Genomic DNA, 25,140 nt, shown 5'->3' with positions numbered 1-25,140 from the left:
GGAGGTGCCTCGCCGATGTGCGGGCACCTCCCTTTTATCTATCCGGCGCCCTCCCCTGTTCGGGCGGCCCGGCTTTTTAGGACCTGAATCATGAGGGGGTCACTTCCAATGTCCACTGGCAAACGGCTGTCGAGCCTGCTTCTGCTGACCAGCGCGCTGGCTTTTCCGGCCGCAGCGTTCGCGCAGTCCACCCAGATCGACCCGCCGGCGACCGATCCGGGTGACGCCGTCGCCCCCATTTCTCCTGAAGAAGAACCACAAGACGAACAGCCGGATGTCTCGATCCCCGGTGGCGGGGGCGAGATCATCGTCACCGGACGGCGCAACCGCGACGTTACCCGTAGCTCAACACAAGTCGTTTCCGTCCTGTCGAGCGAACAGATCGCGCGAACCGGCGAAGGCGATATTGCGGGCGCGCTCGGCCGTGTGACCGGCCTTTCGGTCCAGGGTAACGGGTTCGTCTTCGTTCGCGGATTGGGCGACCGGTATTCGCTGGCCCTGCTCAATGGACTGCCGCTGCCAAGCCCGCAGCCGCTCAGCCGCGTTGTCCCGCTGGATATCTTCCCGACCAACATCATCGCATCGAGCCTGGTGCAGAAAACCTATTCCGCGAACTTCCCCGGCGAATTCGGCGGCGGTGTGATCAACCTCACCACCCGCGCCGTGCCGGAAGAAAGCTTTCTCAAGATCAGCGCCGGGATCAGCGGCGATGAACAGACGACCCTGTCGGAGGGCTACGATTATTACGGATCGGACTACGATTCCTTCGGGTTCGATGACGGCACCCGCAATGCCCCGCCAGCCTTGCAGTCGTTCTTTGCCAACGGCATCCGGATGTCCGACCTGACGATCGACGAGCAAGTCGCAATCGGCAAACAGCTGGGCAATCCCAACCTCGTGCTGACGCAGCGGGTGGGTGATATTCCGTTCAATTTCTCCGGCGGCATTACCGCGGGCACGGCAGTCGATGTCGGCAGTGACGGACGTTTCGGCGTGATTGCTACCGCTTCGATCAGCAACAAGTGGCGCAACCGCTCGATCACCAAGCAAACGCCGATTTCGGCCGATCTGAACATCGGATCGGACGAGCAGACGTTTTCCACCGACAACCGGATCCTGGTCAACGCGCTGCTCGGTTTCGGGCTGGAGCTTGGCGAGCACAAGTTCCGCTGGACCAACCTGTTCATCCGCGACACCCTGAAGCAGACCCAATTGTCCTCGGAAGAGGATTTCCTCAGCGGCTTCACCAATTTCGGGCAGGACACCGGCTGGTTCGAACGCCAGCTGCTCGACAGCCAGATCGTGGCGGAGATGAAATTCGGTGATCTCGGGCTCGAACTGCGCGGCGGTTACGCGCAGACCCAGCGCGAGGCGCCTTACGAATACAGCTTCGAATACACGCGGACCAACAATCCGGCAGATCCACTTGGTGATACTTTCGTCAACGTGCTCGACCGTCAGCGCGGCAGCGCCTCGGTGGTGTTTTCCGACCTCAAGGAAGAGCTGTGGTATGGCGGGGTGGACGTCAATTACCCGCTGACCGACTGGCTGCGGATGAGCGCGGGCTATGCCTACACCACGACCGACCGGTTCTCCTCCCGCCGCGAGTTCCTGTTCAACGCCCCGACCAGCTTCGATGACGGGGTCGGCGCGTTGCGGCCTGACCTCCTCCTGGGTGACGCGGTGCTGGAATTCTACGATATCGGCCTGATCGAAACGACCCAGTCGGATCCTGCTTTCGATGCCGGGCTCGACATCCAGGCCGGCTATGTCAGCAGCCAGGTCACCCCGCTACTCGGCGTGACACTGGATCTCGGCGTTCGCTACGAAGACGCAACCCAATCGGTGACGCCGGTGGAAGTGTTCGCGACCCCGATCAATTCGGGCAGCGGGACTTCCATCCGCAACGATTATTTCCTGCCAGCCGGTACGCTCACCTACGAAGTCATGGATGGGCTGCAACTGCGCGTCAGCGCTTCGAAGACGATCGCGCGGCCGCAATTCCGCGAACTGATCTTCCAGACTTATTACGATCCGGAAACGAACCGCCAGTATAACGGCAACCCCCTGCTGCAGGACAGCGAACTGACCAATCTGGAAGCGCGGGCGGAGTATTATTTCGATCGCTCCAACCGGGTTTCCCTGGCCGGGTTCTACAAGGACATCGAGAACCCCATCGAGGCGTATTCGAGCTTCAACGATAACGAACAGATCACCAGTTACGCCAACGCACCCAGTGCAAGACTCTACGGCGCGGAGCTGGAATTCCAGTACAATTACGATCTGCTGAACCTGGGCGACTGGTTCGAAAGCAAGCGTGCTGTGCTGGTGGCCAACTACACCTACACCCAGTCATCGATCCGCGTAGGTCCCGATGATGTGACCCAGATCTTCCCAGGCGGAGCGCAGGCAGCCACCAATTTCTTTGTCGATGACGCGCCGCTGACCGGACAATCGGACCACCTGGTGAACCTCCAGCTGGGGGTGGAGGATATCGACCGGCTGCAGCAGTTCACCTTCCTGATGTCCTATTCCAGCGAGCGGGTGACCAGCCGCGGCGCGGGCGGCCTGCCCGACATCGTCGAGGACCCCGGCTTCCGGCTGGATTTCGTCGCGCGTCAGGGGCTCGATTTGGGCGGGGTTCCGCTGGAACTGAAACTGGAGGCACGCAATATCTTTGGGCGCGACAATTTCGAATTCCAGACCGACGGGACCAACCGGATCGAAATCAACTCCTACGAGATCGGCCAGAGCTTCTCGTTCTCCGTTTCCGCGGAATTCTAGCCAAGCTTCGCCCGGTCCTTCGGGGCCGGGCGAGTTTCTCGGGGTTGGCGGCTTAGCTGGCGTCGAAGACGTATCCGAGCGAACGCACCGTGCGGAGGGGATTACCGGCGCCAGCCGATTTCAACGCGCGCCGCAGACGGCCCACCCAGACATCGACGGTCCGCTCATCGATTGCCGGTTCCTGTTTGCCGAGACCGGCAATCAGGTCACTGCGGGACAGGACCTGGTTGGGGTTTTCGGCAAGAAAGCGGAGCAACCGGAATTCATTGGGGCGCAGTGAAATCGGCGTCGCCGCCCAACGTGCCTGCAGCGCCGCCATGTCGATCGTCAATTCGCCCAGTTCGAACCGCTGGGCCCGGTGGCGCTGCTGCTGCGTCTGTAGTGCCAGCACCCGGTCAAGCACGGTGTTGCGGTCGAGCGGTCCGACCATGTAATCGTCCGCCCCCGCACGCAGCGCGCGGCGCCGGTCCTCGATATCGTCGCGTTCCAGTACCATGGTGATATGGGCGTTTCGCGTCCGGGCATCGGCGCGCAGGCGGCGGCACATCTCCAGCCCGGCCAGATCGTCCATCACCCAGTCGACAAAGGCCCACATCGGCCCCTCGACCAACCGGCGCGGCCCGCCGGCGTCAAGCCGGTCGAAAGTAAAGCGGGTCTGATCATGGATAAAATCCTCGAGCGATTCCCCGAGCTCTTCGGTCAGGAAGATATTGATCACGTCCATCTGCGCGGTTCCCATGTTGCCAGTGGAATTGCCGCGGTGATGTGACGGGATAGTGACAATCGCGACTATGATGCGTCCGGGGATGACGATTGCGGAAACAAAGCTTTTGGCGTATCGCTATGTCCGTCTAGTCGGCCTATGAAACGCTCATCCTCACATTGAAGTGTTGTTTCCATCTTGGCGCCACACATTAAAATGTGTATGGCGCTTGTCATGACCCAATTTACCCCAGAGATAATCCAGCAGAAAATCCGTGAGCTTGTCGAGGCAGGGACCATGTCCCGCGCGGCTATCGCCCGGGCAGCCGGCCTTCACGCCAATTCGTTGCGCGACTGCACGGACACCCAGTGGAATCCGACAGCGGACACCTTGGGGAAACTGGCCAGCTTCATCGTCGCCAACGATGACCGGCCGGTGCTCGCCAGCATCGAAGAGATTATCGACGAAGCGCGCAACGGCCGGATGTTCGTGCTGGTCGACGACGAAGACCGCGAAAACGAGGGTGACCTGGTGATCCCGGCGCAGATGGCGACCCCGCAAGCGATCAACTTCATGGCCAGCCACGGCCGCGGCCTGATCTGCCTGACCCTGACCAAGCGGCGCTGCGACGAGCTTGGCCTCGAACTGATGAGCCAGAACAACCGGACACGGCACGAAACCGCGTTCACGACCTCGATCGAAGCGCGCGAAGGGGTAACCACCGGGATCAGCGCCGGCGACCGCGCACGCACCGTCAGTGTCGCCATCGATGCCTCGCGAGGCCGGGATGACATCGTCACGCCCGGTCACGTGTTCCCGCTGGTCGCCCGCGAAGGCGGGGTACTTGTGCGGGCAGGCCATACCGAAGCCGCGGTGGACATTTCGCGGCTGGCCGGCCTCAATCCGTCGGGCGTGATCTGCGAGATCATGAACGAAGACGGCACCATGGCGCGGATGGACGATCTGATCGATTTCGCTAGGAAACACGATCTCAAGATTGGCACCATTCGCGACCTGATCGCCTATCGCCGCAAGCATGACCACATGGTCGAAAAGCGCGCCGAATCCCGCTTCGTCAGCCGCTATGGCGGTACCTGGAACGCGATCAGCTTCCACAACAAGGCCACCGGCGACGATACGCTGGCGCTGACACTGGGCAAGGTCGATCCGGCCAAGCCCACACTCGTGCGGATGCATTTGCTCAATGTCTTCGGCGACATTTTCGCGGAGGAAAGCCCGCGTACCGGCATCCTTCAGAAAAGCATGGAAATCATCGCCCGCGAAGGCACCGGGGTAATCGTGGTGATCAACCGGCTCAAGGCTGGCGGGTTCACCGTCGTCACCAAGGCGCACAAGGGTGAAGCAGAACCGGCCGACATGGAAGAATTGCGCGATTACGGGGTCGGCGCGCAGATCCTCGCCGAACTGGGCGTCCACGACATGGAACTGCTGACCAATTCACACCATTCGCTGGTCGCGCTCGAGGGCTACGGCCTGTCGATCGTCGGAGAACGTCCGATCGAATAAGGCTTCGTCAGCCCGGTCTCACATCGAACGGGCGATCAGCATCTTCATGATCTCGTTCGAGCCGCCGTAAATCCGGCTGACCCGGCTGTCGCGGAACATGCGGGCGATGGGGTAATCGTTGATATAGCCCCAGCCGCCATGCAGTTGGAGACACTTGTCGACCACTTCCCCCTGCAATTCGGTGACCCAGTATTTGGCGATCGATGCGGTGGTGACATCGAGTTTGCCCTCCAGCAGCTTGGCAGTGCAATCGTTGACGAAAACCTTGGCGGCGGTACCCCGCGCTTTCAGATCGGCCAGCGTGAACTGGGTGTTCTGGAAATCCCAGATCGTCTTGCCGAAAGCCTTGCGCTGCTTCACATATTCGACAGTGGTTTCGAGCGCTTTTTCGATGGTGATCATCGCCTGGATCGCGATCAGCAGGCGTTCTTGCGGAAGCTCCCCCATCAGCTGGTAGAAGCCTTTGCCTTCCACGCCGCCCAGCACGTTATCGGCCGGCACGAACACATCGTCGAAGAACAATTCCGAAGTGTCCTGCGCATCCAGTCCGATCTTGTCGAGCTTCTTGCCCCGCTGGAAGCCTTCGGCGCCCTCGGTCTCGAGGCAGATGAGCGAAATGCCTTTGTGCCCTTCGCTGGGGTCGGTTTTGGCGACCACGATGATGAAATCGGCGTTCTGCCCGTTGGAGATGAAGGTCTTCGAACCGTTGATCTTGTACCCGTTGCCGTCTTTCAGCGCGGTGGTGGTGATGTTCTGGAGGTCGGAACCCGCCGCCGGCTCGCTCATCGCAATCGCCGAGACCAGTTCGCCCGACACCAGCTTCGGAAGCCATTTCTTCTTCTGTTCTTCGGTGCCGTGGCGCACCAGGTATGGCAGGATAATCACGTTGTGCAGGCTGGCGGCGAAGCCTTCGACGCCCTTGTTGGCCTGCTGGTTGACCACCACCATGTCGTGCCGGAAATCGCCGCCGTGGCCACCATATTCCTCCGGCACCGACACTCCGAGCAGGCCAGCCGCCCCGGCTTCACGCCAGAATTCGCGTTCCACCTGACCATCCTCGCGCCATTTCAGGACGCGCTTTTCCGGCGCATGCTGGTCATAGAATTTGCCCACCGCGTCGTAGAACATGGAGATTTCTTCATCGTTCATATATTCGGGTTGGGGAACGTCGATTACGGGCATGGTGGACCTTTTCGTCAGAGGCGATAAGGCCGTGTCGTATCACCCGCCGGAATTAGTGCAATCGGAAGTCGCAACATATCATGGATCTGATCGGCCCCACTTCGCAGACCTTCATATCGCAGAGAACACGGCTGCATTATGCCGACTGGGGCAACCACGACGCGCCGCCGCTGATCCTGCTGCACGGCGGCCGGGACCATTGCCGCAGCTGGGATTGGGCGGCGGAGGAACTGCGTGCAGACTGGCACGTGATTTGCCCCGACCAGCGCGGACACGGTGACAGTGCGTGGAACGAAAACGGCTATTACCCGACCATCGGCTATGTCTACGACCTCGCCCAGTTGATCCACCAGCTGGAACTGGCGCCGGTTACCATCGTCGCCCATTCGATGGGGGGCAACGTTTCGATCCGCTATGCCGGGCTATACCCAGAAAATGTCCGCAAGCTGGTTGCCATCGAAGGGCTTGGTCCCAGCCCGGAACGCCTCGAGGAATTGCGCAGCACCCCCTTCTACACCCACTGGACCGACTGGATCGACCAGAAGCGGGAAGCATCCTCCCGGCTGCCGAAACGTTACCCGACGTTCGAGACCGCGCTTGACCGGATGCACGAGGCGAACAGCTATCTCAGCCGGGAACAGGCCCGCCATCTGACAACCCACGCCGTTATCCGTAACGAGGACGGCACTTTCAGCTGGAAGTTCGACCCCCACCTGCACGCGTGGCCGCCCGACGACTGGACGCAGGACCAGTTGCACCTGATCTGGGGGCGGATCACCTGCCCTACGCGGATGATCTACGGCAACGACAGCTGGGCCTCGAACCCGGTCAAGGACGGGCGGATTGCGCATTTCGGCGATAATGTCAGCGTCAGCGATTACGACCGCGCCGGGCACTGGGTCCACCACGACCGGTTCGATGATTTCATGGCCGAGGTGAAGGCGTTTATCGCCTGATCACAAGCTCCGGCTGATCACTTCCTTCATGATCTCGCTGGTGCCGCCAAATATCCGCGTCACCCGCGCATCGCGCCATAGGCGGGCGATCAGATATTCGTTCATGTAGCCGGCGCCGCCGTGCAATTGCAGCGCGGCATCGCATACGCGGCCCTGCAGTTCGGTGTGCCACAGCTTGGCCGATGATGCCTCCGCCGTGGTCAGTTCGCCCGCGATGTGCCGCTTCAGCGCCCAGTCGATATGCGCCCAGCCGACCTGCAGTTCCGCCGCCAGCCCGGCGAGCGTGAACTTCGTGTTCTGGAATTCGAACACCGTCTGGCCAAACGCCTTGCGGTCCTTCGTGAACGCAACCGCTTCGTCGAGCGCGCGCTGGGCACTGGCCTGGCAGCCGATTGCAATCGAGAGGCGTTCCTGCGGCAGTTCTTCCATCAGGTGCACGAAGCCGCGCCCTTCCTGGCCAAGCAGGTTTTCCTTCGGCACGCGAACATCGTTGAAGAACAATTCTGACGTGTCTGCGGAATGCTGACCGATCTTGTCGAGATTGCGCCCGCGCTCGAAACCGGGGGTTCCGGCGTCGACCAGCAGCAGCGAGGTTCCCTTCGCTCCCTGGCTCGGATCGGTCTTGGCGACCACGATCACCACGTCGCAATTCTGGCCGTTGGTGATGTAGGTCTTGGAGCCGTTGATGATGTAATCGTCGCCGTCCCGCTTCGCACTCGTGCGCACGCCCTGCAGATCCGATCCGGCACCCGGTTCGGTCATCGCGATGGCGGTGATGACATCGCCCGAGATCATTCCGGGCAGATATTTCTGCCGCTGCTCCTCGGTCCCCAGCCGCTCGAAATAATTGACGGTGATATCGTTCTGAAGCGTAAAACCGGCGGACGATCCGATATAGGACAGCTCCTCCGCGATCACCGCGTTGTACCCGAAATCAAGGCCGAGACCGCCATTCTCCTCGCTTACGGTGGGGCACAGCATCCCCGCCTCGCCCAGCGCCTTCCACGCTTCGCGCCCGACGATGCCTTCTTCCTCATGCCGTTCAAGATTTGGGACCATGTGTTCGGCAAACACCTTGCGTACGGTGTCGCGGAACATGTCGTGATCTTCATTGTAAGCAAAGCGGGTGGACATATCGAGCATGGGAAATTCCTGTTCAGGCGCTGATTCAGGCGATGGTTCCGGCGGCGCGCAGGGTTTCGCGCTCCGCCGCGTCGATGCCGAGTTCGGCCAGGATTTCGTCGGTCTGGTCACCCGGCATCGGGGCAGCGGTAGGCACGGGATTGGCTGTGACACTATACCGCGGCGCGGGGGCAGGCTGCATGTCGCCGCCGACCTCGACGAAGGTCTCGCGGGCCATGTTATGCGGATGGATGGCCGCTTCGCTCATAGTCAGCACCGGCGCGTAGCAGATGTCGGTATGCTCCATGACCGCGTCCCATTCGGCGCGGGTCCTGGTCTTGAACACCGCAGCCAGTTTCGCCTTGAGCGCGCTCCATTGCTGCCGGTCATGCTGCGCGTCGAAATCGGGGTCCTCGGCCAACCCCGCCGCCCGCCGCAGTTCGGCGTAGAATTGCGGTTCGATACTGCCGATGGAGATGAACTTGCCGTCCGCGGTTTCGTAGGTGTCGTAGAAATGCGCGCCGGTATCCAGCATGTTCACACCCAGCTCTTCCGACCAGACGCCCATGTTTTTCATCCCATGCATCATGCTCATCAGCACCGCGGTTCCGTCGGTCATCGCGGCGTCGATTACCTGCCCCTTCCCGCCCCGTGCGACACCCAGCAATGCGGAAACCATACCGAAGGCGAGCATCATCCCGCCGCCACCAAAATCGCCGACCATGTTGATCGGCGGGGTCGGCTTTTCGCCCGCGCGGCCGAAATGAGCCAGCGCCCCGGCGAGCGCGATATAGTTGATGTCGTGGCCGGCATACGGCGCATAGGGGCCGGTCTGGCCCCAGCCCGTCATCCGGCCGTACACTAGCTTTGGATTATCGGACAACAGCTGATCGGGACCCAAGCCCAGCCGCTCCATAACTCCCGGCCGGAAACCTTCGATGATCCCGTCGGCAGTGGCGCAAAGTTTGCGGGCCAAGGCTACGCCCTTCGCACTTTTTAAATCCAGCGCAATGGATTTGCGTCCGCGGGCCAGCACATCCTCGGACGTGACCGGCTGCGACCCGCCCCGGCTGCCAGTCGCGCGGTCGATCCGGATAACTTCGGCCCCATGATCGGCCAGCATCATGCCGCAGAACGGCCCTGGGCCGATCCCCGCAAATTCGACGATCCGGATTCCGCTGAGTGGTCCCGTCATGGCTGGTTACCTGCCCTTCCAGTTCGGGCTGCGCTTTTCGGCAAAGGCCAGCGAGCCCTCACGCGCGTCTTCGCTCATGAACACCTTAGGCAGCAGCTTGGCCTGCTCCTCGTAACGTTTGTCCCGCGGCCAACCGCGAGATTCTTCCATGATCTGTTTCGAGATCCGAACCGCGAGCGGACCGTTGGCGTTGATCGCCCGGGCAAGCTCCATCGCTCCGTCAAGTGCGGAACCTTCGGTAATCCGGTTGATCATCCCCAGCTCGTAGGCACGCTGCGCGGTGATGAATTCGCCTGTCAGCGCCAGTTCCATCGCCACCTTGTGAGGGATCAGGTCGGGCAAGACCATCAGCCCCCCCGCAGCCGCGGCCAGCCCGCGCTTGGCTTCCGGAATACCGAATTTCGCCGAGACGCTCGCCACCACCAGGTCGCACGCGATCATCAGTTCGAGCCCGCCGGCCAGCGCGTAGCCTTCGACGGCGGCGATCAACGGCTTGGCCGGCTTCTTCTCGGTCAAACCGCCAAACCCGCGCCCCGGAACCGACGGACTTTCGCCCCGCAGGAATCCCTTCAGATCCATGCCCGAACAGAATGTGCCGCCCGCGCCGGTAAGTATGCCGACACGCAAATGATCTTCTGCATCGAGCCGGTCGAGCGCCGCCGCGATCGCTTCGGACGCGGCCTTGGTCATGGCGTTTTTCGCTTCGGGCCGATTGATGGTCATGACGAGGATTCCGTCTTCCTCGTGCGTCAGCAATTCGTCGCTCATCCCATAGGCTCCCATTTTTGATTGAAACTTATCGTGCCCTTGTGCTGGCCAAGGTTTACGCGCCCGTCAACCGGAAACTAGCCCTTTGCGCGCCGCTATTGGGGCACATGCTGATGTGTTCAATCCGGCATGGAAACTTTCGCGCTCAGCCGCGAAAATCCGCGAGCAGCTGGCGCAAATCGTCATCGACCGGCGGGACCGCTCCGTGCCGGCGGATCACCCAGCCAGCCAGGCTTTGCCCGCGGTCCGCTGCCTGGGCCGGATCGAGCCCTTCCAGACGGGCGGACAGATAGCCTGCGTTGAACCCATCCCCCGCGCCGCTGGCATCGACCATCACCACCCGCTTGACGGGAACGAACTCCGGTTCCGATCCCGCGCGCGCCAGCAAGCACCCTCGGTCCCCGGCCTTGACCACCACCTCGATGCAGCCGCGTTCCAGCCAGTTCACGGCAATATCCTGTTCGGACAGGTCCCGGCCGGTAATCTCGCCTTCGTCGGAATTCGTCGGAAGGCCGATAGTCGCTGAGGCTACAGCGTCGTTCGACGCGGCGCGCGCCGCTTCCAGCGTGGGCCACAGGAGCCGCCGGAAATTGCTGTCATAGGCGACTTGCCCGCCGCGCTCGCGGATGGAGTGCGCAGCCGACAGTAATGACTGCCGCGCCTCAGGCGGCAGGATCGCCAGAGTGATCAGGCTGTAATAGGCCAGATCGCACGTAGCCGCATGGGCAAGTGCCAAGGACATTCCCGGCAGGGCGAACATGTCCCGCGCCGCGCTCTGGTCCCGCCAATAAAGGAAACTACGTTCACCGGTGTCATCGACACGAATGGCATAGATTCCAGGGCTGCGATCAGGGTGCCTAAACACAAAACGCGTGTCGATCCCTTCAGCAGCCCAGGCGGAAACCAGCGCATCGCTTATCGGGTCCTTGCCCACAGCGGTAACGTAGGCGACATCATGACCCATGCGTGCGAGGTGGATCGCGGTGTTGAGCGTATCGCCGCCATAACGCAGCCCGCCGGAAGACGCTCCGCTGTGATATTCCAGCATGGCTTCGCCAAAGATTACAATCGACATGGATGCTTCCTCCCCGTTTGTCCGCGTCAGCGCAAGGCGCTTACCCGCAAATTGCGCGGATACACGAAGAATACGAATTTCCACGAATGTTGCCGCCGTGACGATGAACTACCACAACCGTCTGTCGGAAAATCCGCAAGGTCGATGACGAAGGCGCAATCCCGCGCTAAGCCCCGGCTTCGAATCTTGAGAGGAATACCCATGAAGATCAGTGTCGCATCCGTAATCGCCGTAATCTTGGGAGCGGGCCTGGCCGTCTCGGCACCTGCTCACGCGCAGGACGCGGATGGGCTACCGGCAACGGCCAGCGCCGCCGAAACCGATGCTGACGATGCGAAATGGGACGTGAACGCGCCGACTGGGATGACCGTCCGCGACATCCCGATTGCGGTCGAAGAGGGCAGCTGGATGGATGTCGATGTCAGCCCAGACGGGCGGACGCTCGCGTTCGCGCTGCTTGGCGATATCTATACCATGCCGATTGCCGGCGGCACGCCAACGCGCATCGCCGAAGGAATGGCGTGGGAAGTCCAGCCGCGCTTTTCTCCCGATGGTTCGCGGATTGCGTTCACTTCCGACCGGGGCGGCGGGGACAATATCTGGATCATGAACGCCGACGGTTCGGACAAGCGCGCCGTGACCGAGGAGAAGTTCCGCCTGCTCAACCAGCCAAGCTGGAGCCCCGATGGCCGCTTCATCGCAGCGAAAAAGCATTTCACCACCGGCCGTTCACTCGGAACCGGCGAAGTGTGGCTGTACCACGTGTCCGGCGGCGGCGGCGTGAAACTGGTCGCGCGCCCCAACGAAACCCACCAGAAGGAACTGGGCGAGCCGACCTACGCGCCCGATGGAACCGCGATCTACTTCACCCGCAACACTACGGGCGGCCCGATCTTCGAATATGCCCAGGATTCGACCAATGCGCTGTTCGCGATCGAACGCTATGACCTGACCAATGGCGAAACCACCACGGCGGTTTCTGGCCTTGGCGGCGCCGTGCGCCCCGCGCCTTCGCCCGACGGGGAGCACCTGGCATTCGTCCGCCGCGTAGCGGGGGAAAGCCAGCTGTTCGTCAAGGACATCGCATCAGGCGCGGAGCGGATGCTTTACGGCGAACTCGACCGCGACGTGCAGGAAACCTGGGCAGTAACCGGGGTCTATCCCAACATGGACTGGACGCCCGATTCAGAAAGCATCGTGTTCTGGGCAGGCGGCAAATTACGCCGGGTCGATCTCGACAGTGCCGATGTGTCGGTGATCCCGTTCCGCGTGCAGGACACCCGCGGGGTGGCGAACGCCCCTCACCCTGTCATCGAGGTAGCACCCGACACTGTAACGACCAGCATACCCCGCTTCGCCAGCGTTTCGCCGAACGGGCAACAGGTGGTGTTCGAAACGCTGGGCAAGCTGTGGGTCAGGCCCGTCAGCGGCGGCACGGCGCGGCAGGTGACCGCAGATAGTGATGCGCTGGAACTGTTCCCCAGCTGGTCCCGCGACGGGCGAAAGCTCGTGTTCGTGCGCTGGACCGACGCAGGTCTTGGCGAGATTGTTACCGCCGATGCCAATGGCCGGAACCAGCGCAAGGTCACCAGCCAGCCGGGTCATTACGCCCATCCGCGTTTCTCGCCCGACGGCGAGACAATCGTATTCGAGCGGCGCAGCGGCGGCGATCTGACCGACGAGGCATGGTCGGAAAACCCTGGCGTCTATCGGATCGCGGCCAGCGGCGGCACTCCGGAACTGGTTGCCCGCGATCTCGGATCCCCCCAGTTCGGCGGGGATAACGACCGGGTCTTCATGACCGGCCGCGACGGCGGGCAGTTGCAACTGGTATCCGCCGACCTCAACGGCGAAGCCCGGCGGGTCCACGCCAAGGGCGAGCTGGTGACTGAATTCAGTGTCGCGCCCGACGGCCGGTTCGTGGCTTTCCGCCAGAATTACGATGTCTTCACCGCGCCGTTGATGCCCGGAAGCCAGGCGGTGGAAATCAGCGCCGACAGCAGCGCGCTGCCGGTCACGCGCGTCAGCAAGGGCGGCGCCGATTACATCGGCTGGTCCGGCGGCGGTTCGCAGCTCAACTGGAGCCTCGGGCCGAACCTTTATTCCGCGCAGACCAGCGCCATGTTCCCGTCCGCTCCGCCCGAAAAGGACGCCGAGGGTTTCACCCCGCCCACCACCGGCACCTCGCTGGCGATGACCATGCCCGCCGCAAAACACAGCGGTGTCGTGGCGCTTACGGGTGCCCGTATCCTCACCATGACCGGTGACGGAGCCGGCGCGATCGAGGACGGGGTAATCGTCATCGTCGGCGACCGGATCGGCGCCATCGGCCCCCGCAGCGAAGTTGCCATTCCCGCCGGCGCGAAGGTGATCGATACGACCGGACGGACGATCATGCCTGGCCTGATCGACGCCCATGCGCACGGCGCGCAAGGAACCGGCGACCTGATCCCGCAGCAGAACTGGGAACTGGTCCAGAACCTCGCGCTCGGCACAACCACGCTGCACGATCCCTCGTCGCAGGCGAGCATGATCTTTGCCGCAGCGGAACGCCAGCGGACGGGCAAGCTGCTCGCGCCGCGCATCTTTTCTACCGGCGAGATCATTTACGGTGCCAAGGCGCCCGACGTCTATGCGCAGATCGACAGTTACGAGGATGCGCTGGCGCATGTCCGGCGGATCAAGGCGCAGGGCGGGATCTCGGTAAAGAACTACAACCAGCCGCGCCGCGAACAGCGCCAGCAGGTGGTCAGTGCCTCGCTGGCGGAAAACATGCTGGTGGTGGCCGAGGGCGGATCGCTGTTCGGCATGGACATGGCGCTGGTGGCGGATGGCAATTCCACGCTGGAACACAACGTTCCGCTGGAATATTTTTACGAGGACGTGCTGCAGTTCTTCGGCCAGAGCCAGACCAATTACACTCCTACTCTGGTCGTCACCTATGGCGGGCTCGCGGGCGATCCGTACTGGCGGCAGGCCACCGACGTGTGGAAAAATCCGCTGCTGGTCCACACCCCGCCCGACCAGTTGCTGGCAGCCAACGTGCGCCGGGTGAAAGGGCCGGAATGGGTCTTCGTCGATGACGACAATGCCCGGGAAGCGAAGAAGCTGGCAGACCGCGGCGTCGAGGTATCGATCGGTGCGCACGGACAGCAGGCGGGTATCGGCGCGCATTGGGAATTGTGGTCGTTCGTACGCGGCGGCATGACGCCGGTCGAAGCGCTGAGGGCCGGAACGATCGCCCCGGCAAAGTCGCTCGGGATGGACCGGGACATCGGCAGCCTCGAAGTCGGCAAGCTGGCCGATCTCGTGGTTTTGACCGCCGATCCGTCCGCCGACATCCGTAACAGCGACAAGATCGCGCAGGTCATGCTCGGCGGGCGCCTGTACGATGCCGTGACCATGAACGAGGTCGAGACCGGCACCGCCAAACGGCTTCCCTATTGGTGGGAATGATCCGGAGCCTGAACGAAACGGGCCTGCGAGATCATCGCAGGCCCGTTGTTACCTTGCAGCTTGAGGATCAGGTCAAAGTCCGCTGATCGCCTTCATTTCCATGAAATCGCGCAGACCGTAAACCCCGCCTTCGCGGCCATTGCCGGATTGCTTGTACCCGCCAAACGGTGCGCCCGGAGCCGGGCCCCAGGCATTGATGGCAACCATGCCCGCGCGCAGTTTGGGCGCGACCTTGGCCGCCTCTGCAGGGTCCCCCGAGATGACTGACGACAAGCCATATTCGGTATCGTTGGCAATCTCGATTGCTTCATCCAGCGTGTCGTAATTCATTAGCGTGACAACCGGGCCGAATACTTCTTCGCGGGCGATCCGCATATCCGGGGTGACACCGCTGAACAGCGTCGGCTTGATATAATAACCGCGGTTGACGCCGGTCGGAAGGTCGGTCCCGCCGGTCTCGAGGGTGGCACCTTCGTCGATCGCGGACTGGATCAGACTCTGGATCTTGTCATACTGCGTCTTGTTGACGACCGGGCCGATGTGGCCGCCTTCTTCCATCGGATCGCCGACCTTCGTACCTTCGACGATACCCTTGACCACCCGGATCGCGTCGTCGGCCTGGTCCTTGTGCACGAGCACCCGGGTCGGCGCGATGCAGCTCTGGCCGGTGTTGACCATCACGCCGGCAATGGTTGCGGGCAGGAATTTTTCGAGGTCGGTGCCGGGCAGCACCAGGTTTGGTGACTTCCCGCCGAGTTCCTGATGCACCCGCTTGACGGTGTCGGCAGCGGCCTTTGCCACCAGCACGCCCGCGCGGGTCGATCCGGTGAAGCTGACCATGTCGATGCCGGGATGGGACGAAATGGCGTTGCCAACGGTCGGCCCGTCGCCCTGCACCAGGTTGAACACGCCTGCTGGAACGCCAGCAGCGTCCATGATTTCCGCCAGGATTGCCGCGTTGCCGGGGCATTCCTCGGATGGTTTGAGCACCATCGTGTTGCCGCCTGCCAGCGCCGGGGCGACCTTCAGGGCGATCTGGTTGACCGGCCAGTTCCACGGGGTAATCATTCCGACCACCCCGATGGGTTCATAGACGATCAGGTTGGCACCCTGTTGTTCGGAGAAATTGAAGTTCTTCAGAGCGGCAATTGTGCCGAGGAACCCGCCAAGTCCCGCCGGCGCCTGTGCGGCCATGCCGAGGCTGACGGGAGCGCCCATCTCGCCGGCCATCGACTTGGCGATGTCGGGTATCCGCTTCTTGTATTCCTCGACAATCCGACCGAGCAGTTCGAGCCGCTCCTCCCGGGTCGTCTGGCTGAAGGTCTTGAACGCCTGCCTGGCCGCTGCAACCGCGGAATCCACGTCGGCGGCGGTCCCCAGGACGATTTCCGTGACCGGTTCCTCGGTCGCCGGGTTGATCACCTGATGCGGTGTTCCGCCGATTGAATCGACCCATTGGCCGCCGATATAATTCTGCTTGTAACCGTCCATTCGTCACTCTCCCTAAAACGCGGATCTCATTCCTGCGTGGGGATATAGGCAGCAGACGGCGTGGTTGCGACAAGTCATTGCGGAATGGCGGCGCAATTGGCGCTGGTTACGTCCCCGACGCTTGGCCTTCTGGTTCGGTCACGCGCTCCACCGCCAGGCCCGCCGTGATGCCGTGCACGACAATCGACAGCACGATCGTGAACGCCACGGTGGCCCACAATGCGCCCTCATCGACCAGTTCGATGTGATTGCCTGCATAAGCGAGATAATAAACCGAGCCGATCCCGCGGACGCCGTAGAAAGCAATCACGAACCGTTCCCGAAAATTCAAGTCGGTGCGGGTAAGGGCGAGCCATGCGGTGACGGGGCGGATGATAAATACCAGCGCCAGTCCGATCGCCGCATGCTGCCAGTCCAGATATGGCCACAAGAATGGAATGGCCGCGCCCAATGCGACAAGCAGCAGAGCGGTGAGCGTATGCTCCAGCGACTGGCTGAAATCATGCAACCGCTCGTGGAAATGGTGGCCTGATTCCTGGCGTCGAAGCACCAGTCCGGCGACAAAGACTGAAATGAAGCCGTAGCCCTCGAACAGTTCGGTCATGCCATAGGTCAAGATGACCCCGGCGAACGCAACTACCCCGGACTGGGTAACTGCCAGAGCATTTTTCCTGGGCCAACGAAACAGAATGCGGCCCAGCAGCAAGCCGCAAGCAGCGCCCGCCACTGCGCCAACGGAAATACGGTACAAGACGTCGAGGAGCGCCCATTCAATCAGCAACTCCGCGGTCACTGCTCCGGCAGCCGCGACCGCAATGCCAAGGTGGATGAACGGGAACGCCAGACCGTCGTTTAGCCCAGCCTCGGTCGTGAGCGCGTACCGTACCGGATGCTCTCCGCCTTCCAATGGCGGGCCGACCTGCACGTCCCCGGCGAGCACCGGGTCCGTCGGCGAAAGGATCGCGCCCAGCAACAGCCCGCCTGCCAGCGTCATACCCGCCGCCTGCCAGCCGACAATTGCCAGCGCCAAAATGGTTAGTGGCATCGCGAACACCAGGAGCCTGATTGTGGGACGCCACAAATCGTGACCAGTCAGGCTGTCGATCCGGAGCCCGGTACCGAACAACCCGATGATAACACAAAGTTCCGCAGTCACTTCCCAGACTAACGGGTTCTCCAGAGGATTGACGGCGTCGGGAATGCCGGGGATCAGGGCGAATGCGGCTAGTCCCAAGAAAACCAGCGCTGCCGACGCGGCGGGTTCTCGCCCGGAAATGAAGCGCGGCATCCAATAGGAAAGGATGATGATCGCACCGGTCGCGGCCAGCAGGATATGGAATGAATCGAAGCCGAACACGGAAATCCTCAAGTATGGCGATCAACAGCTAGCACATCGATCGAAGAATGCTGCGGCCAATTAACCCAGGCCAACAAAAAGGCCCCGCTTCGTGAAGCGGGGCCTTTCGTTATGCAGTTTAATTGCGCGGTCAGATCTTGTCGCCGAGCGCGCCCTTTACTTCACCTTTGAGGTTCTGGGCTTCGCCCTTGCGTTCCTGCGCATGGCCTTCAGCCTGCGTTTCAGGATCGGACGATTGCTGCTTCACCTTGCCAGCGATTTCGTTACCGGCGCCTTTGGCCTTGTCTGAAAGTTCACCCATATCGAATACTCCTTTTGAAAATCGCAGTCGGTTTGACTGTCTGACTTATCAACGGGATGGTGCCGATTTGGTTTCACGGTTTCTGCCGACGCCCTGATATTTCCGGTCTCGCCGTTGTTTTCAAGCGGCGGTTGGAACGACGTTTCGGGCCGAGGGAACCGAAGTGTGCGGCCAAGGTTGAGATCGCATGCAAACGTGCCCTTCCTCGCTCATCTTCGTCGACGACAGCCTGCCGGGGATTTCGCGCAAGCGGTCCGGCAAGGGATGGTCCTATTATGATCCGGAAGGAAAGCTGATCAAGGACCGGGCCGAGCGAACCCGGTTGAACGCGATCGCATTGCCGCCAGCCTACGTCGACGCCTGGTTTTGTCCTGCCTCCAACGGACACATCCTCGCGACCGGGATCGATGCCAAGGGGCGCAAGCAATACCGTTATCACCCAGAATTTCGCTCCGCCCGCGAAGGCGAGAAATTCGACGGCTGCGCCGCGTTCGGAAATCTCCTGCCTCTATTGCGCAAGCGCGTGGAAGACGATCTGCTAGCTCGCCAACTAACCCGCGAGCGAACGATTGCCGGAGTGGTCCGGTTGCTCGACCTCGGTCTGGTCCGGGTCGGTAACGAAGCGTATTCCCAGCTTAACAAAAGCTTCGGCGCCACGACCCTGCGCAAGCGTCATGCGGACGTCTCCGGCAATTCCCTGCGGCTCCGATATAAGGGCAAGTCTGGCCAGCTTCAGGAAATCACCCTGACCGACCGGAACCTGACCCGGTTTGTTAGGAAGATGCAGGATTTGCCGGGTCAGAACCTGTTCCAGTACATCGATGACGACGGCGATCGCCACAATGTCGGATCGAGCGAGGTCAACGCCTACATCGACGAGACGATGGGCCACCATTTCACCGCCAAGAATTTTCGCACCTGGCACGCCAGCGCCCTCGCCTTCTCGATCCTGGCAGAAGGTCCGGAAGTGGTCACGATCAAGGACCTGCTCAGTGAAGTTGCGAGCAAGCTGGGTAATACCCCGGCCGTGACGCGCAAGAGTTACATCCATCCCGCCGTGATCGACCTCGTCACCGGACAGGAGGACTGGCGTAACAACCTGCAATTGCCCCGCAGCACCAAGTACCTGTCGCGGGAAGAACGCGGGCTCATCGCGTATCTGGAAAGTTCACCATCCGCCGAAAAATTGCTCGCAGCCTGATCACGGCCTGCGGCTAACAAACATCATGCAGACGAATGCACCCCCTCGTGTCTAGGATTTCGCATGGCCGATAATTTTTCCGAAGACCCGGCCAAGCCGATCGCATTTTTCGCCCATCACCAGGGGCGCGGCCATGCGAACCGGATCATGGCTATCGCCGAACACATCCCCCCGTCTCGCCCGCTGATCATCATGACCGCCGCCCCGGATCAATTCGCCGAAATACCGCGGCCCGCGGAAATGGTGGAGCTGCCGAACATGATTGGGGCGCCCTCCCGCAGTCCGCAATTGCATGCACAGCCAGCGCCCGACAATCTCCATTGCGTGCCATTGGGCGTGGCGGAAATACGCGACCATATGGGCCGGATCGCGGCAGCGCTGGCGAAACACGACCCCGCGTTGTTCGTGATCGACGTGTCCGCGGAAATCGCGTTGCTCGCCCGGATCATGAGTGTTCCTGCGATCACTATCCGGATGCACGGCGACCGCAATGATGCGGGCCACCGTGCCGCCTACCAGGCGTCGACCGCCATGCTGGCCCCATTCGACGAGCGGATCGAGCAGCAGGATTACCCCGAAGCCTTCCGGACGCGCACATTGTATACCGGCGGGCTGTGCACCACGCGGCAAGCGCTGGTGCCGCGCGAAGAGGCACGCCGCCTGCTCGGGATTGAAGAAGGGCGACAAGTCACTCTGGTAATTGCCGGCGGCGGCGGTTCGGGTACTCCCTATGCCCCGCTGACGGTCGCCGCCCGGGCAGAGCCGGATACGCTATGGCTGGTCGCCGGCCCGGTCCACCGCGAGGGGCACGAGACGGATTTCGGAAACCTTCGGGAGCTTGGCTGGACCGACAATCTCACCCATTATATCTGCGCTGCCGACCGGGTGATCGCATCGGCGGGTGACAACACGGTGCACGAGATCGCCCGGGTCGGACGTCCGTTCCTGTGCATTCCCGAATGGCGCTATTTCGACGAACAGCACCGCAAGGCGCGCGAATTGTCGGCGACCGGTTCGGCTGTCTATCGCGAAACGTGGCCCGCATCGATTCCGGAATGGCAGGAAGTGCTGGCCCAAACCGACGCGCTCGACCCGGCAATCCTCGCCAGCCTGCACGAACCGGAAGCGGCGCAGAAGGCGGCTGCGTGGCTCGAGACCAAAGCTTCGGCGCTATGGGGGACTAACTGAACCGGACGTCGTCACCCTGAAGGCTTTGGGCGATCTCATCTTCAGTCGGGGCACGCACTTTCGTCAACGCGATGCTGTTGCGGGTGACCAGACCCATTTCCTCGAACTGGTCGAGCCAATACGTCATGCACCAGTCCCCCCATTTGCGGCGGTAGCGGCGGGCATTTTCCAGGATCGCATCGAAATGCTGTAACGGGGGAACATGGACCCGGTGATGCTGGTGATAGCAGACGGTCCCGCCAAGCCAGAACAACCCGCTCCCGGCCTGCTTCAACCGCTGAGCAAAGTCGGTCTCCTCGCCGCCATAGCCGATATAATGTTCGTCCATTCCGCCCACCGACGCCCACGTCTGGCGGTGCAGGATGAACGCCAGCCCCCACAATTCGCGGTGACCTGAAATGCGGGCAACCGACACCCCGGCAAGGTCGGGTTTGGCAGGATGGCGCTGCGACGAACGGGCGATCAAACCGAAATCGGGCATCCCGGTGGCGGAATTCATCCAGCCTTCCCGTCTCGCGGGCAGATATCCGACTTCCGGCAGGAACACCCCCATCTCGGTTTCGGCGACGACTTCGGAAGCGCGGCGAACAAAGTGCGGCCCGGGAATGCAGTCCACGTCGAGGAGAGCGAGCACCTCGCCGCTAGCTAGCTGCGCCGCAGCGTTGCGCGCCTTGGCTAGCGGAAGCCGTTCACCCGGGACATGAACCATCCGCACGGCGAACGGCATGTCTTTCGGCACTGCGGGCGGCTCGTCCTGCATATGTGCGACAATGAGTTCTTCGGGAAACGCGACCTGCGCCCGCAGACCAGCGATCAAATGGTCGAAATGGCTCTGCCTACCCCTTACCAGGGTAAGCACCGAGACATCCGATTGCTCCATTACCAGCTTTTCTTCGATTGGTAATACCGCACACCTTCCATCACCCCGGCCGCGTGGGTAGCCTTTGCGACATAAGCGTGGCGCAGTTCGGGATTCTCGCCCAGCCCGTCGCTCCAGTTTCCGACGACAATCGGTAGCGGCGCATCCTTGAGCATCGACAGATCGTTCCCGCTATCGCCGGCCACGACAATTTTTCGCGCTTCAACTCCCAGCGTCTTCGCGGCATGGCGGACCGCGGGCCCCTTGCCGAACCTTGCAGGAAGGATGTCGACGTAGCGATCATGGCTGACCACCACTTCCACTGGCGCGCTCGATTGCGCAAAGGCGGCCTGAATGCGTTGAAGGGTCAGGCTGCCAAGGAAAAAACTCACCTTGCCCGGCTTCTGTTCCAGCAGTGACTGCATCTTCAATCCCGCTGCTACACCGATCCGCGCGACCTCGTCCCGGTCCCAGCCCTCGCCGATGTGCTCGCTCCAGGCATAATCCTCGGTAAAGCACTGCCGCCGCGGGTCGAGCCAGTGGATCTGGGTGCCCACGGAACTGATGATCACGGTGGGTGACGGAACACCTTCAGCTGCGAGTATCGCCTGCGCACTGTGGAAGCTGCGCCCGGTCGCGATGCCGACCGCCGTGTCGCAGTCGAGACGTTCCTGCCAGGAAAGGAATTCCTCCAACGCCTGCCGATCGCCCAGCAACGTGTTGTCGATATCGCACACCAGGAGTTTGCTCAAAGTCTTCGCCTGGGGCACCGGCGCGGTCAGGTCCCGCGCGAGGCGGTGGTAGATATCGCGGTGGGCGTTCCAGTCGTATGCCTTTACCGCTTGCGCCCCGGCGGCAGCGTATCGGATCCATTTTCGGCGATCACCGATGATCGACTTGCACGCATCCGCTATTGCGCTGCGGTCGGTCGGGCAGACCAGCAAGCCGTTTTCGCAGCGCTCGATAATATCGTTGGGGCCGCCGCTGTCGGTCGCGACAACCGGGACCCGCGCAGCGGCGGCTTCCAGCAAAGTCAGTCCGAAAGGTTCGTTGAGCGCCGGGTTCACGAACACCCCCCCGCTTTCACGGGCCAACGCGTAATAGGCTGGAATATCGGCGGGTGAATGATCTTTCGGGTAGGCGACCGACCCGTAGAGGTCGAGCAGGTCAACGCCTTCGATCAACTCGCGCATCACTTCTGCGCATTCGTCCTCCAAATCGGTAAGATTCTCGCGGTTTCCGGCAACGATCACGAGATTGGCCAAATCCTTCAGTTCCGCATCGCCGCCGAACGCTTCGAGCAATGCGATGAGGTTCTTTTTACGCACTGGCCGGGCAATCGCCAGGATGATCGGCTTGTCCGGATCGCGCAAAAATCGCGTAACTTCCTCACGCACCGTTTCGTTGACCTGCGATCCTTCAAACTGACCCACGTCGCAGCCGGGTGGAATGACCCGAATACGCCCGGCTTCGACCGAGTTATAATGGAGGTACTGCGCTTCGGCCTCGTCCCGCGAACTCGCGATTACCGCGTTCGCTTCGGCAAGCACCCTCTCCTCGATATCGATCCTGCGCGTCAGTGCTTCATCCGCGTCACCGCCGTTTGCTTCCAGCTTGACCGCCCCAAGGGAATGCCCGGTAAATACGAAGGGGATCCCGAACCGGCGCTTGGCATAGGCCGCAAGAATACCCGCATCTGCATAATGCGCGTGAATAAGGTCGGGCCGCTGGGTCTTGCTCTCGATAAACAGTCCAAACGCTTCGCAGAGCCGGTCGTGCTCACGCCACAGATCTTCCTTGGGAAGATATCCGGAAGTTCCATCCGCCAGACGAATTAGCCGGATCTTGTTCCGGATTTCGCCGACATCAGGGGCAAATTGGTTACCGAGTTTCGCATCTACGAAACCGCGGGTCACGATATCGATCGTTTCGACATTTGGATCACGCGCACTCGCGTTCACCAGTTCCAGCAGGAACTTGATATGCCCACCGGTGTCGGCGGTGATCCCGTAAGGAACATTGGTAAGCTGCAGACACCCTTGAAGCGCAATATGACAAATTCTCACAGCATGATCCTTTTCACCCAAGAGGATTCATGGCACATCTATAAGTTCCTGATTTCACAGATGATAAAAGTTAACTTCATGCGTATTGCCCATGTCGCGCCGGTGATCCTTCCGGTCCCTCCCGCAACTTACGGGGGGACCGAGCGCGTCATCGCTGACCTCGCGGAGGCGCAGATGGAACTCGGGCACGAGGTTACCCTGTTTGCGGCGGGAGACAGCGGTCTGGCAGGCGCGGAACATGTTGGTGCCTACCAATCGCTTGCTTGGCACGAACGCGAAGATCGGTCCGTTCCGCCGGGCGTGGTTGCAGTACTTCAGGCGGCGCAGTTGGCAGACCTCGTGCAGCATATCGCTCGGTTCGACGTCGTTCACCTGCACGGTAGCGCACATGCGAGCGCACTGCAGGGCCTCGTCCCGGACACGCCGATCTTCAGAACAATCCATTGGCGCGCTGACGAGGCCGACCACGCCGCACATTTCGCCCAGTTCCCGGGCGAACGGCTGATTGCGATTTCCAACCGGCAGGCCCGCGATATTCCGGCAGAGTCCTTGGTTGGGATGGTCCATCACGGCATCCCGCTTGGCAGATACAAAGCCGGTGGGGGCGAAGGTCGATACCTGGCGTTCCTTGGCCGGATGACGGATCAGAAGCGGCCCGACCGCGCAATTGCGGTGGCGCGTGGAGCGCGGATGGCGCTGAAACTCGCAGGGCCAGTCGATCCCGGGAACCCCGACTATTTTGCGCGGGTCGTGGTACCTGAACTGAGCCACCCGATCGAGCACATCGGCAACGTGACCGACGCGGAAAAGCAGGACTTTCTGGGTAACGCCGCTGCCCTGATCTTTCCGATCGACTGGCCCGAGCCGTTCGGCCTTGTGCTGATCGAGGCGATGGCGTGCGGCACCCCGGTCATCGCATGGCCGCGCGGAAGCGTGCCGGAACTGGTAGAGGACGGGGTTACCGGAATCATTGTCCAAAGCGCCGAAGAAGCCGCGGCGCGGATGCCCGAAGTACTGGCGCTGGACCGCGCGCAAATTCGCGCCTGTTTCGAAAGCAGGTTCGCTGCGTCACGGATGGCACGTGAGATTTGCGAGCTTTACGAACGCACCCTTCAGTCGGTCAGTTCGCCCAACTGAAGTTCCCCGGAACCATAGAGGTAATCGCCTTCGAATTCCGCGAGCTTGGCTAACATTGCCTCGTCGAGTATCTCGATGCGGCCTTCCCCGTGCAAGATCAGAGCGCCCCGTTCGCGCAAGGATTTGAAGCTGCGGTTCGCGTGGACCGGAGTAATTCCGCATGCCTCTGCGTAATCGCGCTGTAAAAGAGGTACCGGAAAGTTCCGGCCATCGAACATGTCGACGAAGCGCAGCCGGGTTATCAGTTCGCAAATCAGATGGGCAATCCGGCTTTCCGCGTTGAGGCGCCCGAGGCGGAAAATCCATTCGCGGTGCATCGCTGCGTCGAGAAGGGTGGAGAACCACATGGCGCGGCCCAGATGAGGGAACTTGTTGATCAGGTCGGTGATCGCCGAGTGCGGAACTTCTGCAAGTACGCAGCTCGTCAGGGTCCCGACCGCATGGTCGAGCCGCTTCATCGGATACCCGTGCAAATCCACGAAGTCGCCCGCGATGGCGACGGACACGAGCTGCCGTTCTCCCTTGCGGTTATCGACGTAGCGAAGCATCGCCCCTTCGACGAGATAGTAGCTGTTATCGATCCGCTGGCCGCGCTCGATCAATTGCTTGCGCGGTGGAAGTGCGACTGTCCGGCGCACCGAAGCTTCGAGGGAGCGCGTTTCTTCGAGCGAGAGGTTCTGCCTCAGTCGCCCTTTGAGAAACAGTTCGGTCAGCATCCGGAATCTCCAACTTTCACGTGCGTTCGGCAGCGAATTAGCCAGCCCTGTTCCTC

General features: G+C 61.6%; 19 protein-coding genes. 7 read left to right on the top strand and 12 right to left on the bottom strand.

Annotated elements, in window-relative coordinates:
- Window positions 1–108 precede the first annotated feature (108 nt).
- The gene (locus GRI65_RS00495; protein WP_160754585.1) at window positions 109–2,784 is read left to right on the top strand and encodes a TonB-dependent receptor domain-containing protein; all 2,676 of its coding nucleotides are present in this window, start codon (window positions 109–111) and stop codon (window positions 2,782–2,784) included.
- A gap of 52 nt (window positions 2,785–2,836) precedes the next feature.
- Here the strand turns inward: GRI65_RS00495 and GRI65_RS00490 are convergent, their stop codons facing one another.
- On the bottom strand, window positions 2,837–3,508 hold the full coding sequence (locus tag GRI65_RS00490; RefSeq protein WP_160755532.1) for a response regulator transcription factor: 672 nt from the start codon (window positions 3,506–3,508) through the stop codon (window positions 2,837–2,839).
- A gap of 213 nt (window positions 3,509–3,721) precedes the next feature.
- Here GRI65_RS00490 and ribB point away from each other — a divergent pair, with 213 nt between their 5' ends.
- Entirely contained in the window at window positions 3,722–5,014 is a 1,293-nt protein-coding gene (ribB, locus tag GRI65_RS00485; protein WP_160754584.1) for a 3,4-dihydroxy-2-butanone-4-phosphate synthase, read from the top strand.
- A gap of 18 nt (window positions 5,015–5,032) precedes the next feature.
- Here the strand turns inward: ribB and GRI65_RS00480 are convergent, their stop codons facing one another.
- On the bottom strand, window positions 5,033–6,196 hold the full coding sequence (locus tag GRI65_RS00480; RefSeq protein WP_160754583.1) for an acyl-CoA dehydrogenase family protein: 1,164 nt from the start codon (window positions 6,194–6,196) through the stop codon (window positions 5,033–5,035).
- 80 nt (window positions 6,197–6,276) lie between these two features.
- Here GRI65_RS00480 and GRI65_RS00475 point away from each other — a divergent pair, with 80 nt between their 5' ends.
- Window positions 6,277–7,152: an alpha/beta fold hydrolase gene (locus GRI65_RS00475; RefSeq protein ID WP_160754582.1), complete on the top strand. Its 876-nt coding sequence runs from the start codon at window positions 6,277–6,279 to the stop codon at window positions 7,150–7,152.
- Here the strand turns inward: GRI65_RS00475 and GRI65_RS00470 are convergent, their stop codons facing one another.
- From GRI65_RS00470 to GRI65_RS00455, 4 genes are all read right to left on the bottom strand, one after another.
- Complete coding sequence (locus GRI65_RS00470; RefSeq protein ID WP_160754581.1) at window positions 7,153–8,295, bottom strand: acyl-CoA dehydrogenase family protein; 1,143 nt, start codon at window positions 8,293–8,295, stop codon at window positions 7,153–7,155.
- Between the two features lie 25 nt (window positions 8,296–8,320).
- Window positions 8,321–9,469, bottom strand: coding sequence for a CaiB/BaiF CoA transferase family protein (locus GRI65_RS00465; RefSeq protein ID WP_160754580.1), 1,149 nt, complete (start codon window positions 9,467–9,469; stop codon window positions 8,321–8,323).
- Between the two features lie 6 nt (window positions 9,470–9,475).
- On the bottom strand, window positions 9,476–10,237 hold the full coding sequence (locus tag GRI65_RS00460; RefSeq protein ID WP_160754579.1) for a crotonase/enoyl-CoA hydratase family protein: 762 nt from the start codon (window positions 10,235–10,237) through the stop codon (window positions 9,476–9,478).
- 145 nt (window positions 10,238–10,382) lie between these two features.
- Window positions 10,383–11,312, bottom strand: a complete 930-nt coding sequence (locus GRI65_RS00455) for a sugar kinase (protein WP_232843872.1) — start codon at window positions 11,310–11,312, stop codon at window positions 10,383–10,385.
- Window positions 11,313–11,513: 201 nt separating this feature from the next.
- On the opposite strand from GRI65_RS00455, the gene GRI65_RS00450 reads away from it, so the two are divergent.
- Window positions 11,514–14,768 (top strand): amidohydrolase family protein, encoded by a 3,255-nt coding sequence (locus GRI65_RS00450; protein WP_160754578.1) that lies wholly within the window; start codon window positions 11,514–11,516, stop codon window positions 14,766–14,768.
- A 72-nt stretch (window positions 14,769–14,840) separates the two neighbouring features.
- On the opposite strand, the gene GRI65_RS00445 is transcribed toward GRI65_RS00450, so the two are convergent.
- The 3 genes from GRI65_RS00445 to GRI65_RS00435 all read right to left on the bottom strand — a co-directional run bounded on the left by GRI65_RS00445 (window position 14,841) and on the right by GRI65_RS00435 (window position 17,917).
- Window positions 14,841–16,259 (bottom strand): aldehyde dehydrogenase family protein, encoded by a 1,419-nt coding sequence (locus tag GRI65_RS00445; protein ID WP_160754577.1) that lies wholly within the window; start codon window positions 16,257–16,259, stop codon window positions 14,841–14,843.
- A 106-nt stretch (window positions 16,260–16,365) separates the two neighbouring features.
- The gene (locus tag GRI65_RS00440; protein WP_332872570.1) at window positions 16,366–17,616 is read right to left on the bottom strand and encodes a cation:proton antiporter; all 1,251 of its coding nucleotides are present in this window, start codon (window positions 17,614–17,616) and stop codon (window positions 16,366–16,368) included.
- A 130-nt stretch (window positions 17,617–17,746) separates the two neighbouring features.
- Window positions 17,747–17,917, bottom strand: coding sequence for a CsbD family protein (locus tag GRI65_RS00435; RefSeq protein ID WP_160754575.1), 171 nt, complete (start codon window positions 17,915–17,917; stop codon window positions 17,747–17,749).
- Window positions 17,918–18,104: 187 nt separating this feature from the next.
- On the opposite strand from GRI65_RS00435, the gene GRI65_RS00430 reads away from it, so the two are divergent.
- Both GRI65_RS00430 and GRI65_RS00425 read left to right on the top strand, forming a co-directional pair.
- Window positions 18,105–19,118 (top strand): DNA topoisomerase IB, encoded by a 1,014-nt coding sequence (locus GRI65_RS00430; RefSeq protein WP_160754574.1) that lies wholly within the window; start codon window positions 18,105–18,107, stop codon window positions 19,116–19,118.
- Window positions 19,119–19,181: 63 nt separating this feature from the next.
- On the top strand, window positions 19,182–20,306 hold the full coding sequence (locus tag GRI65_RS00425) for a glycosyltransferase (RefSeq protein WP_160754573.1): 1,125 nt from the start codon (window positions 19,182–19,184) through the stop codon (window positions 20,304–20,306).
- Here GRI65_RS00425 and GRI65_RS00420 read toward each other — a convergent pair.
- Complete coding sequence (locus GRI65_RS00420; RefSeq protein WP_202391065.1) at window positions 20,299–21,186, bottom strand: glycosyltransferase family 2 protein; 888 nt, start codon at window positions 21,184–21,186, stop codon at window positions 20,299–20,301. The genes GRI65_RS00425 and GRI65_RS00420 overlap by 8 nt on opposite strands.
- A complete protein-coding gene (locus tag GRI65_RS00415) occupies window positions 21,186–23,231 on the bottom strand; it encodes an HAD-IIB family hydrolase (protein WP_160754572.1) in 2,046 nt (681 codons plus the stop codon). The genes GRI65_RS00420 and GRI65_RS00415 overlap by 1 nt, the downstream gene beginning before the upstream one ends.
- Window positions 23,232–23,291: 60 nt before the next feature.
- On the opposite strand from GRI65_RS00415, the gene GRI65_RS00410 reads away from it, so the two are divergent.
- Window positions 23,292–24,368 (top strand): glycosyltransferase family 4 protein, encoded by a 1,077-nt coding sequence (locus GRI65_RS00410; RefSeq protein ID WP_202391063.1) that lies wholly within the window; start codon window positions 23,292–23,294, stop codon window positions 24,366–24,368.
- On the opposite strand, the gene GRI65_RS00405 is transcribed toward GRI65_RS00410, so the two are convergent.
- Window positions 24,344–25,084 (bottom strand): Crp/Fnr family transcriptional regulator, encoded by a 741-nt coding sequence (locus tag GRI65_RS00405; RefSeq protein WP_160754570.1) that lies wholly within the window; start codon window positions 25,082–25,084, stop codon window positions 24,344–24,346. The two genes, GRI65_RS00410 and GRI65_RS00405, sit on opposite strands and share 25 nt — an antisense overlap.
- Between the last annotated feature and the right edge of the window lie 56 nt (window positions 25,085–25,140).

It is taken from the genome of Allopontixanthobacter sediminis (genome assembly GCF_009828115.1).
GTDB classification, from domain to species: Bacteria; Pseudomonadota; Alphaproteobacteria; order Sphingomonadales; family Sphingomonadaceae; genus Allopontixanthobacter; species Allopontixanthobacter sediminis.
The sequence above is the reverse complement of the archived record's forward strand: the minus strand, read 5'-3'. Positions and strand labels throughout refer to the sequence as shown.

Excerpts from the sequence above, each read along its gene's own strand:
- GRI65_RS00455 (WP_232843872.1), bottom strand. The coding sequence starts at position 11,312 with ATGTCGATTGTAATCTTTGGCGAAGCCATGCTGGAATATCACAGCGGA.
- GRI65_RS00410 (WP_202391063.1), top strand. The coding sequence starts at position 23,292 with ATGATAAAAGTTAACTTCATGCGTATTGCCCATGTCGCGCCGGTGATC.
- ribB (WP_160754584.1), top strand. The coding sequence starts at position 3,722 with ATGACCCAATTTACCCCAGAGATAATCCAGCAGAAAATCCGTGAGCTT.
- GRI65_RS00480 (WP_160754583.1), bottom strand. The coding sequence starts at position 6,196 with ATGCCCGTAATCGACGTTCCCCAACCCGAATATATGAACGATGAAGAA.
- GRI65_RS00490 (WP_160755532.1), bottom strand. The coding sequence starts at position 3,508 with ATGGACGTGATCAATATCTTCCTGACCGAAGAGCTCGGGGAATCGCTC.
- GRI65_RS00445 (WP_160754577.1), bottom strand. The coding sequence starts at position 16,259 with ATGGACGGTTACAAGCAGAATTATATCGGCGGCCAATGGGTCGATTCA.
- GRI65_RS00420 (WP_202391065.1), bottom strand. The coding sequence starts at position 21,186 with ATGGAGCAATCGGATGTCTCGGTGCTTACCCTGGTAAGGGGTAGGCAG.
- GRI65_RS00430 (WP_160754574.1), top strand. The coding sequence starts at position 18,105 with ATGCAAACGTGCCCTTCCTCGCTCATCTTCGTCGACGACAGCCTGCCG.
- GRI65_RS00470 (WP_160754581.1), bottom strand. The coding sequence starts at position 8,295 with ATGCTCGATATGTCCACCCGCTTTGCTTACAATGAAGATCACGACATG.
- GRI65_RS00460 (WP_160754579.1), bottom strand. The coding sequence starts at position 10,237 with ATGAGCGACGAATTGCTGACGCACGAGGAAGACGGAATCCTCGTCATG.
- GRI65_RS00495 (WP_160754585.1), top strand. The coding sequence starts at position 109 with ATGTCCACTGGCAAACGGCTGTCGAGCCTGCTTCTGCTGACCAGCGCG.
- GRI65_RS00450 (WP_160754578.1), top strand. The coding sequence starts at position 11,514 with ATGAAGATCAGTGTCGCATCCGTAATCGCCGTAATCTTGGGAGCGGGC.
- GRI65_RS00435 (WP_160754575.1), bottom strand. The coding sequence starts at position 17,917 with ATGGGTGAACTTTCAGACAAGGCCAAAGGCGCCGGTAACGAAATCGCT.
- GRI65_RS00475 (WP_160754582.1), top strand. The coding sequence starts at position 6,277 with ATGGATCTGATCGGCCCCACTTCGCAGACCTTCATATCGCAGAGAACA.
- GRI65_RS00465 (WP_160754580.1), bottom strand. The coding sequence starts at position 9,469 with ATGACGGGACCACTCAGCGGAATCCGGATCGTCGAATTTGCGGGGATC.
- GRI65_RS00425 (WP_160754573.1), top strand. The coding sequence starts at position 19,182 with ATGGCCGATAATTTTTCCGAAGACCCGGCCAAGCCGATCGCATTTTTC.
- GRI65_RS00405 (WP_160754570.1), bottom strand. The coding sequence starts at position 25,084 with ATGCTGACCGAACTGTTTCTCAAAGGGCGACTGAGGCAGAACCTCTCG.